Source organism: Bacillus sp. J14TS2 (assembly GCF_018333015.1).
Classification (GTDB): Bacteria; Bacillota; Bacilli; order Bacillales; family Bacillaceae_C; genus Lederbergia.
Window position 1 is genome coordinate 26,376 of record NZ_BORE01000026.1, and the last position, 17,827, is coordinate 44,202.

Genomic DNA, 17,827 nt, shown 5'->3' on the forward strand with positions numbered 1-17,827 from the left:
AATAGTAATGGGATAGTATGTGTTAAGGAGAGGCGATATGATTAAAACAGTCTTATTTGATGTAGATGGTGTTTTGTTAAGTGAGGAACGTTATTTTGATGCATCGGCATTAACCGTTTGGGAGGTTTTATGTAGTGAGCATTATTTAGGTTTATGTCCAAACGAATTTAAAACTCAATATACCGATAATGAAATCGATGAAATTCGTGCTCGAGTTTTTGTTCAAGATCAAGTGCTGAAGTTTTTAAAATCATGTGGGTTAAATGCAAACTGGGATATGATTTACTTAACAGCAGCTTATCAAATTATCCATCTGTTAGAACAAATAAAAGTTACAGAGAAAGAACGAATTACTCACTGGGTAACTCATGAGATCAATCGTGAGATTTTATTAGAAATGAAAGATGTCTTTGCTGAAACTAAATACTCTTTCGACTTTGAGAGTTTTCTCTATGATTTCCAAGGTGCCGAAGCCTCTAAAGCGGGTTTATTTACTCATTTGGACCAGGTTGCTCAGGAAAAACTAGGAGTTGATCATACGGTTTTCGGCGAACAGGGTGAATTGTGGTCAACCTGTGAGCTTATTTCGCAGGAATGGTATGTGGGCGATCCATATGTTCTTCAATCAACAGGACGTCCTTCTGTGCAACTAGGGAAAAAAGGCTTTTTAAGTGACGAAAAGGTATTGGCTGAACCAGAGGCCATTGCAGATTTATTTGGAACTCTTAAAGAAACTGGTATCCGGATCGGAATTGGTACCGGGCGTCCGAAGTTGGAAACCGTAGAGCCATTTCAGCATTTAGGCTGGCTTGAGCATTTTGATCCAAACAATATTGTAACAGCAGATGATGTATTAACAGCCGAAAAAGTGTGTCAGAAACACGCAGGGTTATCTAAGCCACATCCATTTACATATGTGTGGGCATTATCTAATAAACAAAAATCGATTTCCGAGTGTCTCGAGACCGTTTTTCCAATTGAAAATGGAAAAGAGACATTAATTGTAGGGGATTCTTTAGCTGATTTATTAGCCGCCAGGACAATGGGCTGTCGCTTTGCCGCCGTATTAACTGGTCTATCAGGGGAGAAGGCAAGAAAACAATTTGAGGAATATCAAGCCGATTATATTCTTGACAATGTACTAGGTGTGAAAGAACTCGTGCTATCACTCGCTGAGAAATAAATTGGCTGTAGACTTGATGATCGTATCCATGCAATTTCAATGGTTTCAATAAGATCAACCTAAAACAACGTTGAATTAATAATAACCTGAACTTAAGATCAGAAATTTATTCGCAATACAAAAGAGGGTTAGGGAGGCTACGCATCCGAAAAGAGCTAGAGCCGAGGGAAATTGGTACGTAGAGGGTTCTACGCACCCGAAAAGAGCTATAGCCAAGGGAAATTGGTACGTAGAGGGTTTCTACGTACCTGAAAAGAGCTAGAGCCAAGGAAAAACGGTACATAGAAGGTTCTATGCACCTGAAATGAGCTAAAGGCAAGGAAAAGAAGCACATAGGCGATGCTGCGCACTTTAAATAACCCCGAGGCGTTGATGATCTGATTCAAAGAAAGTAAAGGATGCCTTTCTTTGGATCAGATCATTTACATGTCGCCGATTAGCGGTCGTCTTGCAATTTTAAAAGCAATCAGAATAACAAAGAGGCTGGGACATAACTAAATTGTTAAGCTCCAAAGACGAACGAAGGAATATACATAGACTCCTGCGAGAAGTGAGAGTTCGGCAAGACCCCGGAAAGCGAAGTATATTCCCGAAACGAGTATATACACCATACTAGTTCGTTTTTTCTTTGGTGAAAACACTTTTGTTCCAGCTTCTTTATGTTAGTCAAATTTGAATTTACTTCATGTATTAATTCGGAACGGCTACTTTTTCAATTGAGAGCTCTAAATACTGGGCATCTTCAAGTCCTTTTAAAGCTTTCAGGCCAACAAGCACATCGCCTTCTGCTTTTTTATCAAGGGTAAGAACCATGATGGCTTGGCCGCCAACATCCGCACGTCCCACTTGCATAGTGCCAATATTAATATCATAATCACCAAGTGTGGAACCAACACGACCAATCATACCTGGGATGTCAAGATGTTTAATATATAATAGATTTGGTTCTGGACGAACGTCTACTCGATAATCATTCATCTTCACAATTCGAGATCCGTAGCCATTTAAGATGGTGGCGCCAATATTGGCTTTATTTTCTCCACGGTGAAGGGTGACTTCAATATAAGAAGCGAATCCTTTACTTTTTGGATTTTTTAATACATTTGACGCAACACCTTGATCTTTTAATAGATGATGGGCATTGATTAGATTCACGGTATCACCTAAGTGATGGGTTAAAATACCTTTTAAAATATTACGTGTTAAAAGATCTGTACTCTCCACTGCCAGTTCTCCTGCATATGAGATATCTACTTGATCTGGCGCTTCTTTTAATAGTTGAATGGCTAATGTGCCCAATTGCTCGGCCAATGTAATGTATGGCTGCAGCTTCTTCTGCGTTTCTCCAGAGATCTGTGGCATGTTGACCGCATGGCGAATCGATTGAGTCTCAAAAATATCAATCATTTCTTCACTTACCTCATGGGCCACTTTTTCTTGCGCTTCTACTGTAGAGGCGCCTAAATGCGGTGTGACAACTACGTTTGGATGCTGAAGTAATTCAGTATTTGAAGCTGGCTCTGTTTCAAATACATCAATCGCTGCCCCGGCAACTTGACCAGAATTCAGTGCGCGAACAAGGGCATTCTCATCAATAATTCCGCCACGGGCACAGTTAATAATGCGAACACCCGGCTTTGTTTTTGCTAAATAGTCATCATTAATAAGGCCTTTTGTTTCTTTAATTAAAGGGGTGTGGACGGTGATAAAATCGGCTTCTTGTGCAATTTCATCTAAAGATGCTTTCGTGATCCCCATTTGATGTGCACGATCTTCCGTTAAATAAGGATCATATCCGAGAATATTCATGCCAAAGCTTAGAGCGCGGTTGGCTACTTCTGTACCAATTTTCCCCATGCCAATAACACCAAGTGTTTTTTCATACATTTCAACGCCTTTAAACTTATTCCTTTCCCATTTTCCTTCAGTTGTAGAAGCATGGGCAGCAGGAATATTACGCGCAAGAGATAGCATCATCGCCATTGTCAGCTCAGCTGCAGAGATTGTATTTGCACCTGGTGCATTAATAACGATAATTCCTTTTTTTGTAGCTGCTTGAATATCGATATTATCAACGCCGACACCTGCGCGGGCTATTACACGTAGGCTATCGCCATTTTCTAGAATGTCTTCTGTCACTTGGGTTTGGCTGCGAACAATTAGGGCATCATACTCGCCAATAATTCCTTTTAGTTCCTCGGGAGAAAGGCCGGGTTTTTTATCCACAGTAAAATTAGGATGTTCATATAGAGCGGTTAAGCCTGTGTCACTAATTGTATCTGATACTAAAACTTTATACATATTCTCTATTCCTCCTACTTAGTATTATTAATCTTCCAAAATGAAAACGTCCCCATAACAGACGCGTGCGCCTTGTTATGAGGGACGTAAGATCGTGGTGCCACCCTCGTTTACTGTATGGAACAATCCAGTCGCCTATGCTTTTCCTTGTCTAGCTCCAGCGCCTAGCAGATTTACGTCGCTGGACAGGCGCTTCCGCTTTTCCATACAGCCTCGAGAAAGATAACGGTTTAAGACCGGGCAACTGCCAGTTCAGAAGTGCTGGGCTATTCTGAGAAAAAGTCATCGATTTTCACCAACCATCGATTCTCTAAAGGAATTTTTCTTCAAGCCGTCTTCGTCTTCACTGTTGATATGTAAAGAAAGCTGTCAAAGGGACGAATATGTATCAGGGAGATTTTTCATCGTCTTTTTGAAGTTCCTCTTTAAAAATATTTTGAATAAATATACAAAGTATTTTACCATAGAAACAAAATGTTTCAAGAGTCTTTTTACAAACTTTGTTTTTTTCGATAAATTTCGGCATGGATTAATGCAAGAATACGACAAATACAATATAGTATAGATAAGGATCATTAGGAAGGAGACATGACAATGGTACGATTTGGTATTATTGGAACAAATTGGATTACAGATTCCATGATAGAAGCAGCTTTACAAGTAGACGGATTTCAATTAACAGCCATTTATTCTCGAACAGAGGAACGGGCAAAGGAATTTGCAAAGAAGCATGGAATCTCATTCATTTTTACAGATATAGAGGAAATGGCTGCAAGTGATGCGCTTGATGCTGTATATATTGCAAGTCCAAATTCATTTCACGCAAAACAAACTTTGTCCTTTTTAAACCGAGGGAAGCATGTGTTATGTGAAAAGCCAATGACTTCCAATCCGGCGGAACTGGAAGTTTTGATTGAAGCAGCCCGGAAAAATCAGGTTGTTTTAATGGAGGCATTGAAAACAACTTTATTACCGAATTTCCAAGCAATCCAGGAAAATATACATAAAATTGGTCAAATAAGAAGATATGATGCAAGTTTTTGTAAGTATTCTTCAAGATATGATCGTTACAGGGAAGGGAGTGTTTTAAATGCCTTTAACCCCATATTTTCAAATGGATCGTTAATGGATTTAGGCGTGTATTGTTTATATCCGATGGTTGTATTGTTTGGAGAGCCTAAATCAGTCAAAGCGAATGCTGTAATGCTAGAATCAGGAGTAGATGGATCTGGAAGCTTGCTCTTGCAATACGAAGATTTCGAAGCGGTTGTGACACATTCGAAAATTATCAATGCCTATCGCTCCTCGGAAATCCAAGGGGAAGAAGGAACGATCATTATTGATGAAATTTCAACCCCACAACAGGTAAGCATTCAATATCGTGACGGACGCGAAGAAATGATTAGCCATGCGTCTACCTTGCCTTCTATGTATTATGAGGTTGAAGAATTTATTCAATTGATTCAAAAAGGAGAGTTAGAATCTAAGATTAACTCTCATGATCATTCGATGATCACGGCACGAATAATGGCAGAAGCTAGAAAACAAATAGGACTTATTTACCCAGCAGACAAGCAGCATGATTCATCTATTTAAAGAAAGTTGGTGATAAGGATGAATAGGGAAGAAATGTTCATTCAAAAATGTTTTTTTGAACAGTTTTTGCAAGACAAGCCTCATGAGTCTCCTGTTACGGTATTAGGGGAACATTTTTTTCAGGAACAAAAGAAAAACCAAGCGGATCTGACAGAGGTTCGCTTTGCGCAAGGTGAAATCTATTTTCATGCCCAAGACTATGAAACTGCGATTTTTAAATGGGAAAACATTCAAAATGAATGGCAGCCATGGGCCCGAAAGAACATGGCAGATGCCTACTTTGAATTAGATCTGCATGATACCGCAGAAGAAATCTACCAATCAATTAAGACGGATTCACTTCTTTTAAATACGGAAATTGCGCTTCAGTTATTTGGTTTATATGTTCTTCAAAGGAATCATGATGAGGCCAAGCAGATGATTTTAAATGCTGTGTTGCTTAATCCAGATTATCCGAATGTGACAAAATTGGCGCGGGCTTTTTTTGAGGAACAGGAGGACTGGGCAAATGCTGTTGAATTAGCTGTCAATGAGTCAATTAGAACAAAAGAGATAGCATGGTTTCATGTGCTTCTGTCTTATGTGGAGAATGGACATGTCAGTTTTGAACCACCATATTTTGTTCCTGTGCTTGAAAAAGCGTCTTCGGTCGATTTCAAACTATTTGATGATTTGAGTCAATCATTATGGAAGAGGTTTGAAGAACAGGATGTCTTATTTGATTGGTTAAATGACTTTAATACATTAGTGCTTAGCTTAGATATCTCAGAGGAACATAGATGGGGGAATTTATCATCTGTATTTAAGGAAACATACCATAAATTGATGAGTGGTTCATTTTCCCTTCAGAATGTAGAAAAATTGATGCCAACATATTTGGAAGCTTGGTTAAAATTGGAACGAGCATCCGATGCCGGCTTTGTATATTCCGCTATTCTAACATGGAACGATCATTTTCCCGGGAATATTAATCAAAGTATCGTTGATCGATCGCAAGCAACACTTCGAAAAACTAGAACCGAGATTGATGTAAATGACGCCATTGAAGTTTTAATAGATGATGTGAAAAACTGGGCAAGAAGGAACGAAATAGAGTTTGAAGAATGGGATGCACATCCTCACGAAAAGACTGATTCGGCTCAGTGGTTTGTTTATGGGAAAAAATGGATTGACTACTTTATCAAACAGTTGGAAGTATTGAAGAAAAACATCACTGAATTGATTGAAAGAGAGAAAGACATCAGTGATCGTTTGCATGGTTCAACCAATCAATTGAAAGATATAGAAGAGGAAAAAGCTGCTGATATCCGCCAAGCCTTTTTAGCAATTGAAGAGAAAATTAAAGGAAAAATGAAAATGGCGATCCCTGATATGATTAGGGAATTGGCTGGTTCCATAAAGGATGATACGGAATTTCGTACCATTCATCTTGAATTAAATAAGAAAATGAATCAGCGTATTAATGAATATATTCAGGACACTATTATGCCAATTTACGCTTCATCGCTAGAGGATTGGATTCAATATGCAAAGCAAAAGTTAGAAGAATCACAATCACATTTAAAAGAATGGGAAAGAGGATTCAACGAATATTTAGAAGAGCAGCCGCTTGAGCTTAATTGCGATTTCCAAGTTATCGCAGATTGGCAGCGAGATGCCGAACGGATGACCATTCCGATTCAAATTGAGAATGAAAATATTCTTTTGCGTAGAACACCTTCTCAAATCTTATTAAAAGGCGCAGGGAAATTATTTGGTGGACTGACTAAAAATAACGCGGTTTTAGCCAATTCATATCGCAATTTCATTGAAAATGAAAATTATGAAGAGGTTAGTGAATCCATTGCAACGAAATTCTTTTATTCATTTCAATTATTTGAGAAAAGTATAGGACGGGATGTCCAACTATTCTTCCGTGATCCACTGAATATATTAGAAGATCGTGTAATAGAAATTGAAGCAACAATTCAAGAAAATCAAATGAAATTGGAAAAATTCAAACGCAATCCAGACTTATTTTTAGGACCTTTAAAGCTTTTTCAATTACAATTGAATCAATACAAGTGGTTAAATGATGGGAATTCGCAACAATTAGAATTTGAAAAAAGCCAAACACTACAAGGCGACAAGGAGGAATAGAATGAGAATTGCACTTATAGCACATGATAAAAAGAAAGAAGATATGATCCGTTTTACAACAGCCTATAAACTGATTCTTGAAAAACATGAATTATCTGCGACAGGGACTACAGGCTCAAAAATCATGGAAGCTACAGGTTTGTCCGTGAATCGATTTCAATCAGGGCCGCTTGGTGGGGATCAACAAATAGGGGCTTGTATAGCTGAAAACAAAATGGATGTCATTATCTTTTTACGTGATCCCTTAACGGCACAACCCCATGAACCTGATGTTTCAGCGCTGATGCGTCTTTGTGATGTGTACGGCGTCCCGCTTGCAACCAATATGGGTACTGCTGAAGTGTTGATTCGTGGAGTAGATCAAGGATTTATCGATTGGCGCTAAACATTATTTTACTTAAGATGATAATCACAATCACATATTAATTGAGATTCGGCCGAAATTATTATCGGTCGGATCTTTTTTTATCTGGAAACGATAAAATTGCCGCTTGTGAACTTACTTACGTTGCGATAGATGTCTAGCTCCAGGCGCCTTCCGCTTTTCTTGATTAGAAACTGTCAATAGTAGCCAATGACGACCATCTTTTATCGTGATATACTGGGACTAGACATTTTAATTCGGAGGAGATGGAAGGTTGAAATCAAATTCTAAACTTACAACAAAGCTGATCCCTCTAGTCATTGGTTTAATTTTAATTGCAGGACTTACGTTTTGGTCCGTTTTTTCGATAAATAAAGGGGATGTTATTCCATTTTCCTCAATGGAAAAAGTGATTCAAGCACAAAATGGTGAGGTCGTTTCACTTACGGAAATGGCAGATGGCACCATTCATATAAAAACACCAGAAGGAAAATACATTTCCCATTTTCGTCCCAATAGCCCGAAGGTGGAAGAATTAGTAGAGAAGTATAATGTGCAATATAAATTTTCGAGTGGTTCTCAGGCGGGAAATTGGATTTTGGGTGGTTTATTGATTGTATTGATTGGGGCTGGTTTGTTTATCCAGAAAAAAGGTGGTTTTGCTGGCACGAAAATAAAGCATGGCACAGCTAAACCTACGCCCCTACCTTCCATTACACTGAAAGATATCGGAGGATTACCTGAAGAAATGAAGGATGAGATTCATCAGACTTTGGAGATCATCAAAGAACCTGATCGTTCCAAAAAAGTAGGGATTAAGGCGCCAAAAGGAATTCTATTATGTGGCCCTCCAGGAACAGGAAAAACGCTTCTCGCTCAAGCGATGGCTCATGAATTGGGAGCTAGCTTTTTTACAGCAAGTGGATCTGCTTTTACAGAATTATTTGTCGGAGTTGGAGCATCGCGGATTAGGGGATTGTTTGAAAATGCGCGCAAAACTACACCCGCAGTCATTTTTATTGATGAAGTGGATGCTCTTGCTGGAAAAAGAAAACAGCATGGTGGAGAGGAAGCAGAAAAAACACTAACAGAATTGCTTGTTCAGCTTGATGGAGGACATGCCAATGAAGGCATTTTATTCATTGCTGCTACAAACCGCAAGGATATGCTAGATGACGCCTTTTTACGTCCTGGTCGTATTGACTTTAGTTTCCATGTGCCATTGCCTGATATGAAGGGGAGAAAGGAAATCATCGATATCCATACGAAAGGAAAGCAACTTAGTGAAGAAGTCGTTGCTTCATTGGATCTCCTAGCCGATAGCACCTCAGGCTTTTCAGGCGCTGAAATTAGTTCATTATTTGAATCAGCTAGTAGAAAAGCTGTGAGGGAAGGGCGAGAATTAGTTGGAATGGCTGATCTTGATTATGCGATTGACCGTACGATTCTCGGTTCCACGTCACGGGCATTAAACGATTCTGATACGAAGCGAAGAGTGGCTATTCATGAAGCAGGCCATGCGCTTATTCAAGCTTTGACCAAACCAAATACAGTTCGTAAAGCTACAATTATTCCACGAGGACAAGCATTAGGTTATGTAGCACCTATTCAAAAGGAAATGCATCTATCCACTACGAGTGAATTACTTGACCAAATCAGTATGATCCTGGCAGGTGGTGTCGCTGAACGACTGCACTTGGGCGAACATAGTATAGGCGTTAGCGGTGATGTTCAACAAGCGAAAAAACTGTTAGAAGATATGGTTGAAACGGGTATGCTTGAGGATGGTTTCACTTTGACCTTTGATCAACAAGATAAAGATGCTAAAATGCAAGAATTATATAGCAAAGCTTTGGAGAATACAGAGCTAATGCTAAAAGCTCACAGAGATGAATATGAGTATTTAGTAGAAGTGCTAATAAAAAAGGAAACCCTCGATGGCGAAGAAGTTCAAGCGATTGTGAATGGCGAAAGTCTAGAAGTTGCATATGTTTAATTCCAACATCCAGTCTCTGTTATGAAGATAATATGAAGGCTGGATGTTTTATTGTGTCTGCACATTTTCAAAACTCATCACAGTGATAGGAGATTCTTACTACAGTTAATTAAGGGACAATAAATTTCATATAAACAAAATTCGACGAATGTAACTTTTATGTAACATAATTTGATACAATAAATAAAAAGATTATGGTAGATTTTTGTCGCGAAATCATCGAATAGATATCTTGTAGAAATAAAGGAACAACCACCTACATAATTTGCCAAATAGATATGATGATTAGAAAGGTTTTGTCCCGGCATGAAAGAAACGAAATATCCACAAAATAAGAAATTTTCCTTTTATATATTTACCACTCTAGTTATACTCTGTCTTTTTCTAGGGGGGATGTTAATCAAGGTAAAATCAGCAGAGGGCCATGGGGCAAATCCCTCCATGACAATGGCCCAACCCATTCAAGAAACTCTAGGAGAAAAACATGATTTCACCTCATCAAAACTTAATAAATCAATCCGGATAAAAAAAGAAGTTGAACTAGAGAAGCAACAACAAGTAGAGGCACTGAAACAATTGCATAAGGACAGTGAGGCTAAGATTGTATACTTAACATTTGATGATGGTCCTTCTCCCTATACAGATCAGCTCCTTGATCTTTTAAATCAATATCAGATGAAAGCGACTTTTTTCATGTTAGGTCCGGAGATGAAGAGTTATCCAGCTGCTGTGCAAAGGATGGTGGATGAAGACTTTGCTGTAGGAATGCACGGCATTACCCATGAAGCAGAGCAAATCTATCAGTCTCCCAAAGCTCCTTTAAAGGAAATGTTAGAGAGCCAAAAAATCCTTGAAGATTTGACAGGTATCCATTCTAGTTTAATTCGCTTACCATACGGTAGTATTCCTTATTTAACGATGGATATGAGGGTTCATTTAGACCAACAGGGTTTTAAAATTTGGGATTGGAACATAGATAGTGAGGACTGGGCATTAAAGGATAAACGTTTTGTTAACAAAGTGATTCAAGCAACAGCTAATGTAAGCAAGGTAGGTGAGGCGCCCATCATTTTACTACACGATAAACCTGAAACGATTCAGCATCTTCCACAAATCCTTCAATATCTACAAAAAAATAACTATCAAACCAGGGTATTAACAAACGACCAAGCACCTTATACATTTCAATGTAATGGTCGTTGCTACTCCATTAATTAGCCATAAAGAGAAACTTCATTTAGTGGGGGGTCCTTCCCTCACTGAAAGTTAGTTGAACGAATAAGGAATTTACTGACAGTTAATTCGGGATAAAGGGGATCGAAAAAGCAATGAAGTGGTTTAAAAGAATATGTGCAATCGGATTAGTGTTGGTTGCGGCATTTTTTATCGGATCCTTATTCAATCAATATAAAGACCAGAAGCGAATTGATGAAATCATGCAAGCATTGGAGGAATCGGCTCAACTTGAAAAAATATTCGCGAATAATCAACAAGAATTAAGCATTGCGGGTATAGAGGAAATAAAATTATACGATCAATTGATGTCTTATCAAGTGGATCATGATGAGGAAATAAAAAATGCGGTAAACGCTGCGCTTCATTCAGTTGAAAAGCAGCAGCAATGTTTAGAGGAAAGTAAAGAAAACTTTAGCAAGGCTTATACGATTATGGCAACCATTCAGCCAATTAGCCAGAAAGTGAAGAACGCTCAGCAAGCCAAGACTATATCATCTATTGAAAAGCTTAATGAGGAGCGGTATCAGCTATACTTAACCTATACGGAAGATTATCATACCGTCATTACATTAAATAAAAAATTATATCAACAAATAGAAAAACAAAAATTTAACGAAAAAGAATTAGATGACCAAATTAAAGAAATTAATCAACTCTATAAAAAACTGCAGCAACAAGAAAATCAATTCAATCAATATACAACACAATTTAATCACGAGAAAAGGCAGTATTATCAACTTACCAAAAGGCTATAATTATTCATAGAATCAAAGGAGAAAGAACACTCAACCTGAGTGTTCTTTCTCCTTTGAGCTTTACGTTGTGGAAGAGAGAGCAGGATGAACCTGTACTCCGACAGATGTCATGTTTAAGCAATCCACTGTATACTTAGGGAATTTACTTTTTAAATGAGAGACCACTTTATCTCCTTTTCCTTTTTCAACAAGTGAGATAGTAGTTGGGCCGGCTCCACTAATGACTGTACCATAGGCACCTGCTGATTTTGCTTCAAAGCGAATTTGCTCATAGTTAGGAATAAGCTCAGCTCGATAAGGCTCGTGAAATAAATCATGCTCCATCAGTCTGCCGACACGTTCATAATCACCAGAGATGAAGGCGGCGAAAACAATATTAGCAATGGAACTAGCTGCAGCGGCTTCATTACGAGTGAATTGCTCTGGTAAAACCTGCCGGGCATCATCTGTTTTTAATTCGAATTCGGGAATGGAAACAACAAAGTCCAACTGATCATCGATTTTTTGAAACCATTCTAACTCTCCATTTGGTAGTTTCGAGGCGATAACGAATCCACCTAACAAAGATGCGGCCACATTGTCTGGGTGTCCTTCGATCTCTGTAGCGATCGCTAATTTTTCCTGATCAGATAATGAGAGACAACATCGTTGATTAGCCAATTCAATCCCAGCTACAATGGCAGAAGCGCTGCTTCCAAGTCCGCGAGCCAGTGGAATGTCACTTTCTACGAGAACTTTACAAGCTGGTAAAGAAGCATGATAGGCTTCAGCTGCTTGTAAAGCAGATCGATAGATTAAATGCTCACGCGGATCTGTAACAGGTGGTAAATGAACTGAATGATGCTCAAATTCCCACTGATCAGCCTCTTCAATGGTCAAAGTTAAATACTTATTCACCGCTATTCCGACTGAATCAAAGCCCGGACCAACATTTGCACTGCTGGCCGGAACAGAGATGACACACTTATTCATTTGACATAATACCTTTTATATAGTTTAGCACTTGATCTTCATCATTTGGAAGCACTGTTGTATCGATATTGATTTCACCAATAGCTGTTTGTGGATCTTTTAAACCATTTCCAGTCAAGACAGCAACGACTTTAGCTCCTTGCGGGATATTGCCTTTTTTATGCTGCTGTAAGACGCCGGCAATCGAAGCGCAGGAAGCAGGTTCTGCAAATACACCTTCCGTTTTGGCAAGTAATTTGAATGCATTTAGGATTTCAGCATCTGTCACAGATTGGATCATTCCTTTGGACTCATCGCGGGCTGCTTCGGCAAGCTGCCAGCTAGCGGGGTTTCCAATGCGAATTGCCGTTGCCACCGTTTCAGGCTCAGCAATTGGTTTTCCTTGAACAATCGCGGCTGCACCTTCCGCTTCAAAACCATACATTTTCGGTAGACCGCTTTGGTTCATTTCATGATACTCTTTAAATCCTTTCCAATAAGCACTAATATTACCGGCATTTCCCACAGGAATCGCCAAAATATCTGGTGCTTGGCCCAATTGATCACAAACTTCAAATGCAGCCGTTTTTTGGCCTTCCAATCGATAAGGGTTCACAGAGTTTACGAGTGTTACTGGAGAAGATTCACTAATGGTACGAACCATATTTAAGGCTTCATCGAAGTTTCCTTCAATCTCAACAATTTCGGCTCCATACATCATTGCTTGTGCTAATTTTCCAAGTGCTACTTTTCCTTTTGGAATGACAATAATCGCTTTAATGCCCGCTTTTGCGGCATATGCAGCAGCGGCTGCGGAAGTATTCCCAGTTGAGGCACAAATAATTGACTTACTTCCTGCTTCCACAGCCTTAGCTACGGCCATGACCATTCCTCGGTCTTTAAATGAGCCTGTAGGATTTGCTCCTTCAATCTTTGCGTGTAATTCAAGTCCAAGCTCTTTAGATAGGTTTTCTAGATGAACAAGGGGAGTGTTCCCCTCTTGCAGGGTAAGCGCCGGCGTTTCATCTGTTACTGGTAAGTATTCTTTGTATCTTGCTAATAATCCCGGCCATTTCATTACTTTCCATCTCCTTCAACACGATAATAACTAATTACATCATCAACTACAGGTAAATCTCTTAACTTCATTAAAGCTGTTTGGAAATTTTCTAACGAAACCGTATGCGTTACAATAATAATTTCCGCAAGCTCATCCTTACTTAAAGGTGTTTGTAAAATTTGTTCGAAGCTAATGCCAAGCTCATTGAATAAAGAGGTGATTTTTGAAAAGGCACCGACTTCGTCCTTTAAATGTAGACGGAAGTAATATTGGCTAAAACGTTGGTCAGCTGTTTTGAGTTGACCCTCAAATCTTGGTCCGACAAAGCTATGACCATTCACACCGAGCCGCATGTTTTTAATAATCGCAACTACATCAGACATTACCGCTGTAGCAGTCGGCAAGCTCCCTGCACCTGGGCCATAAAACATTGTTTCCCCAACTGCTTCGCCATTTACATAGATCGCATTATATTCATTTTTAACAGCGCCTAATGGATGGCTTTTAGCTAAGAATGTTGGTTGTACGCTTACTTCCAATTGCTGATTTTCAAAATGGGCAAGACCGATTAATTTCATTGTTAACCCAAGTTTTTTACCATAATTTAAGTCTTCTACAGATACTTGGCTAATCCCGTCCACTTCAACATCATCAAGTGCAACATTGGTGAAAAAAGCAAGCCTTGCTAAAATCGCCATTTTTCTCGCTGCATCTAAGCCTTCCACATCTGCCGTTGGATCAGCTTCAGCAAAACCAAGCTCCTGTGCTTCTTTTAAAGCTTGCTCATAAGAAAAGCCATCTTCATCCATTTTTGTGAGGATATAATTTGTTGTTCCATTAACAATTCCCATAAGTTTCTGGATCCTGTCTGAAACAAGTCCGTCTGATAATCCTCTTAAAATGGGAACACCGCCTGCAACACTAGCTTCATAGAACAGGTCGCAATTATTCTCTGTAGCTATTTCTTGGAGTTCAGGACCATACAAAGCAATTAGATCTTTATTGGCTGTTGCTACATGTTTTTTGGCCTTCAAAGCTTCGATAATATGTTCACGGGCTTCTTCGACTCCGCCCATTACTTCAATGATAATATCAATTTCAGGATCATGCAAAATTTTATTTGGATCTGTCGTTAACTCTGTAACTCCAATTTGAATATCGCGATCCTTCTCTATATTACGAACCAATACAGTTTTCACCTTTACATCACAGCCGACTTGATGGAACAGTTCTTCTTGGTGGTTATGAATCAATTGAATCACACCAGATCCAACTGTGCCTAAACCAAATAGACCGATAGAAACACTCTTTTTCAAATTTGTTCACTCCTTAGCTGTCTTTTCTATAAAAACAATTGTCTTTACATGGTAGACATTAATTGCTAAATTGTCAAGGGGTTTTTGGAAATTATTCAACATGAATTTTGGCGATAAGTGCCCGGCGTTTAAGGAAAACAAGAATGTTTAGTGGAGTTCTTTAGAGGTGAATGCATAGACCTGTGATTGGAGTGGGAGGGGCCATGAGGATGGCAGTTGAGATCCTATCCTGGAAAGCGCCATCTAGAGCGTAATCAATTGTGGTTTTCCTATATTAGTTTTGCTTTATTATATTATTGGACTGTCATCCCCAAATGAAAATGAGAAATCTTCACGCGAAATTCACAAAATATAATCAAAAAAGAGGGCTAATCGAAGTATCAAGACTGTCTTGGCTAAATAATAAAACGTCCACCGTTTTCTACTCATGGTGAAAATATATATAAGATCCGATCCTGACGCTATAATCAAACTTTTATGAGAAATAGATCAAATAGAGATGGCTTCTATAGAACGGATAGAACTCAAATATGAATGGAGAAAGAGGTTATGTATATATGCTTACTTTACATACATACAGTATGTATGTTAAAATCAACTCAATAAATATATATAAGGGGTGTAGTGTAATGGCAGTGACTGGGTTTTATCCTGTAATTCTTACTGATGATGTTACTAGAACTGCAGATTTTTTTGTTCGTCATTTTGAGTTTGAAATAGTTTTCGAAATTGATTGGTATGTGAGCTTGCGGATTGATTCATTTGAGATAGCGGTGCTTCATCATAGTCATGATACGGTTCCAATAGATACTCGGCAGAAAATTACCACGGGTCTTATCTTAAATCTTGAGGTGGAAGACGTTGATTCTCTTTACGAGCGTTTAATTTGTAAACATCATCTCCCCATCGTGCTTGACCTTCGAGATGAAGAATTCGGACAAAGACATTTCATTACATCTGACCCGAACGGAATACTTATCGATGTTATTCAGGTAATACCACCATCCGCTGAATTCCAAAAACATTTCACGGACATTGTGTCATGAGCAGTTACATCCCTTTAAAAAATTACTTTGATGCTGAATTAGCTCAATTCCTTGCAAATCAAATATCCCCTCTCTATTCAGGATTTCCTAGCGATACCTTTATTGAAGGAGTGAGCGGCTCAGTCGAAGGATTAGAGTTGAAAGACAGGGTAGCGGTCATTTCTAATGAATTGCACAAAGCACTCGCTTTGCCTTACATGGATGCGATAGAGGTTTTGAAGCAAATTCTTGGGCCTGAAAACAAGACTGAACAAGGAATGTTTACAAATGGGTATTTCCTAATGCCAATCGCTCATTATGTGGAGGTGTATGGGTTGAATGAGTTTGAAGTGTCGATGGATGCCTTGTACAGAATTACGAAGCGTCATACGTCCGAATTTGCAATTCGCCCCTATTTACTGCGTTATGAAAGCCTAGTATTAGAGAAACTTCAAGAATGGGCTGTAGATGAGAACTCACATGTACGTCGCCTCGTTAGTGAGGGAACTCGCCCTCGTTTACCTTGGGCGAAGCGAATAGACGTGTTAAGCGGCGATCCGTATAAGAATCTATCTTTGCTTGAGTCGTTGATCACCGATCATTCCAAGTATGTACAAAAATCCGTTGGAAACCACCTCAATGACTTGTCAAAAATGTATAAAGAGGAGACAATTGAATGGATAAAGAATATGCATATGCTGCATGGGAACAAAATTAATTGGACATTAAAGCATGGACTACGATCATTGATAAAAGTCAATGATCCAGATGTTCTAGAGTTTATGCGTAGGATTGGTGGATAACAGATGAAGAGGACAAAATTTGAAACAGAGGAAACGATACAATTGCTCCTCCGTACGGGAAAACGCCATTTTGCAAAATATGGATACACGAAATCGGCACTAGAAGATATTGTTAACGATTCAGGTCTTACGCGTGGAGCGTTGTACCATCACTTTAAGAATAAAAAAGGCCTCTTTTACGCCATCCTTGAATCTATTCAAAAGAAAATAGCTGACAATATCGTGCAGCAGGCAAGTACGAGTTCAGATCAATGGGAACAATTGTCGCTGGGCTGTCGAGCATTTATAACATCAGCCATTGAGCCTGACCATAAACAAATTATTCTTATTGACGGTCCTGCGATTATCGGTTGGAATAGTTGGCGCCAATTAGATGCAAACCACTCAATGAAACTTCTATACAGTCAGCTTGAACAGATGCAAAAGAACGGTTGTTTTTTGTCTCTGTCAGTAGAATCATTGACACATTCATTATCAGGTGCAATGAACGAAAGTGCATTATGGATCGCCGAGCAAGGCTCCAGTGATTCACTCGATGAAGCAATGCGGATATTAGAAGTGTATTTTGAGGGTCTCAAAAGGGCTAATTAATCGCATTAACAAAGACTTGATAGGAGTGCTACAAATAGCCATTTGATTGTAGGTGTTAGCAAATGCTTGATTTATCATGGGGGGCTATTTTTGATTAAAAAATATGTAAAGTTTGGTGTGATATTCTTTGTATTAATAACAATATTAAAATGGTTATTTAGTTCTGAAATTCATTGGTTAGAAAACATAGGGTTGTCCATCGGAATTACTTTAGTTATCATATTTTTGGATTGGACAGAAAAACCATATGAATACAAAAAAAGAAAGTAATGTATATGGAATAATAAGATCAATTTTTCCGTAAAAAGGTGCATTTCCGGAAGCAACGATAAGGCTCCAAATTCTCAATGTTGATGATGAGGATTTGGGCTTTTTTGATTGTTGAGCGTACTATGTCAAATCCTTTTTTTCCCATTTTTAAGTATAGGAAATACACCTACCACCGTGAATTTCCAAAAAATGGTTTAGTAAGTAGCAACTAACAGTGAACTCTATGTTCATTCACCACGCT

General features: G+C 38.8%; 15 protein-coding genes. 11 read left to right on the forward strand and 4 right to left on the reverse strand.

The features are described from left to right. The first annotated feature begins 37 nt into the window (after positions 1-37). Positions 38-1,183, forward strand: a complete 1,146-nt coding sequence (locus KI375_RS25395; protein ID WP_212976168.1) for an HAD family hydrolase — start codon at positions 38-40, stop codon at positions 1,181-1,183. 690 nt (positions 1,184-1,873) lie between these two features. Here the strand turns inward: KI375_RS25395 and serA are convergent. Further along, positions 1,874-3,484, reverse strand: a complete 1,611-nt coding sequence (gene serA / locus KI375_RS25400) for a phosphoglycerate dehydrogenase (protein WP_212976169.1) — start codon at positions 3,482-3,484, stop codon at positions 1,874-1,876. Between the two features lie 594 nt (positions 3,485-4,078). On the opposite strand from serA, the gene KI375_RS25405 reads away from it, so the two are divergent. The 6 genes from KI375_RS25405 to KI375_RS25430 all read left to right on the forward strand — a co-directional run bounded on the left by KI375_RS25405 (position 4,079) and on the right by KI375_RS25430 (position 11,570). Beyond that, positions 4,079-5,080 (forward strand): Gfo/Idh/MocA family protein, encoded by a 1,002-nt coding sequence (locus KI375_RS25405; RefSeq protein ID WP_212976170.1) that lies wholly within the window; start codon positions 4,079-4,081, stop codon positions 5,078-5,080. Positions 5,081-5,113: 33 nt separating this feature from the next. Beyond that, positions 5,114-7,219: a tetratricopeptide repeat protein gene (locus KI375_RS25410; RefSeq protein ID WP_212976171.1), complete on the forward strand. Its 2,106-nt coding sequence runs from the start codon at positions 5,114-5,116 to the stop codon at positions 7,217-7,219. Position 7,220: 1 nt separating this feature from the next. Beyond that, a complete protein-coding gene (gene mgsA / locus KI375_RS25415; RefSeq protein ID WP_212976172.1) occupies positions 7,221-7,604 on the forward strand; it encodes a methylglyoxal synthase in 384 nt (127 codons plus the stop codon). 253 nt (positions 7,605-7,857) lie between these two features. Next, positions 7,858-9,579 (forward strand): AAA family ATPase, encoded by a 1,722-nt coding sequence (locus tag KI375_RS25420; RefSeq protein ID WP_212976173.1) that lies wholly within the window; start codon positions 7,858-7,860, stop codon positions 9,577-9,579. A 393-nt stretch (positions 9,580-9,972) separates the two neighbouring features. Beyond that, a complete protein-coding gene (locus KI375_RS25425) occupies positions 9,973-10,797 on the forward strand; it encodes a polysaccharide deacetylase family protein (protein ID WP_212976174.1) in 825 nt (274 codons plus the stop codon). A 110-nt stretch (positions 10,798-10,907) separates the two neighbouring features. Beyond that, positions 10,908-11,570 carry a YkyA family protein gene (locus tag KI375_RS25430; RefSeq protein ID WP_212976175.1) on the forward strand — a complete coding sequence of 221 codons (663 nt, stop codon included), beginning with the start codon at positions 10,908-10,910 and terminating at the stop codon, positions 11,568-11,570. Positions 11,571-11,630: 60 nt separating this feature from the next. On the opposite strand, the gene thrB is transcribed toward KI375_RS25430, so the two are convergent. Genes thrB through KI375_RS25445 form a run of 3 tightly spaced genes read right to left on the reverse strand, consistent with a single transcriptional unit; the run spans position 11,631 to position 14,897 of the window. Next, entirely contained in the window at positions 11,631-12,542 is a 912-nt protein-coding gene (gene thrB, locus KI375_RS25435; RefSeq protein ID WP_212976176.1) for a homoserine kinase, read from the reverse strand. Beyond that, a complete protein-coding gene (gene thrC / locus KI375_RS25440; RefSeq protein ID WP_212976177.1) occupies positions 12,535-13,599 on the reverse strand; it encodes a threonine synthase in 1,065 nt (354 codons plus the stop codon). Before thrC ends, thrB begins: the two co-directional genes overlap by 8 nt. Further along, entirely contained in the window at positions 13,599-14,897 is a 1,299-nt protein-coding gene (locus tag KI375_RS25445; protein WP_212976178.1) for a homoserine dehydrogenase, read from the reverse strand. Before KI375_RS25445 ends, thrC begins: the two co-directional genes overlap by 1 nt. A gap of 629 nt (positions 14,898-15,526) precedes the next feature. Between KI375_RS25445 and KI375_RS25450 the strand changes: the two genes are divergently transcribed. From KI375_RS25450 to KI375_RS25465, 4 genes are all read left to right on the forward strand, one after another. Continuing rightward, the gene (locus KI375_RS25450) at positions 15,527-15,943 is read left to right on the forward strand and encodes a VOC family protein (RefSeq protein WP_212976179.1); all 417 of its coding nucleotides are present in this window, start codon (positions 15,527-15,529) and stop codon (positions 15,941-15,943) included. Next, positions 15,940-16,725, forward strand: a complete 786-nt coding sequence (locus KI375_RS25455) for a DNA alkylation repair protein (protein WP_212976180.1) — start codon at positions 15,940-15,942, stop codon at positions 16,723-16,725. Before KI375_RS25450 ends, KI375_RS25455 begins: the two co-directional genes overlap by 4 nt. Before the next feature lie 3 nt (positions 16,726-16,728). Further along, positions 16,729-17,316 carry a TetR/AcrR family transcriptional regulator gene (locus KI375_RS25460; RefSeq protein WP_212976181.1) on the forward strand — a complete coding sequence of 196 codons (588 nt, stop codon included), beginning with the start codon at positions 16,729-16,731 and terminating at the stop codon, positions 17,314-17,316. Positions 17,317-17,406: 90 nt separating this feature from the next. Next, positions 17,407-17,586, forward strand: coding sequence for a hypothetical protein (locus KI375_RS25465; protein ID WP_212976182.1), 180 nt, complete (start codon positions 17,407-17,409; stop codon positions 17,584-17,586). Positions 17,587-17,827: the final 241 nt, after the last annotated feature.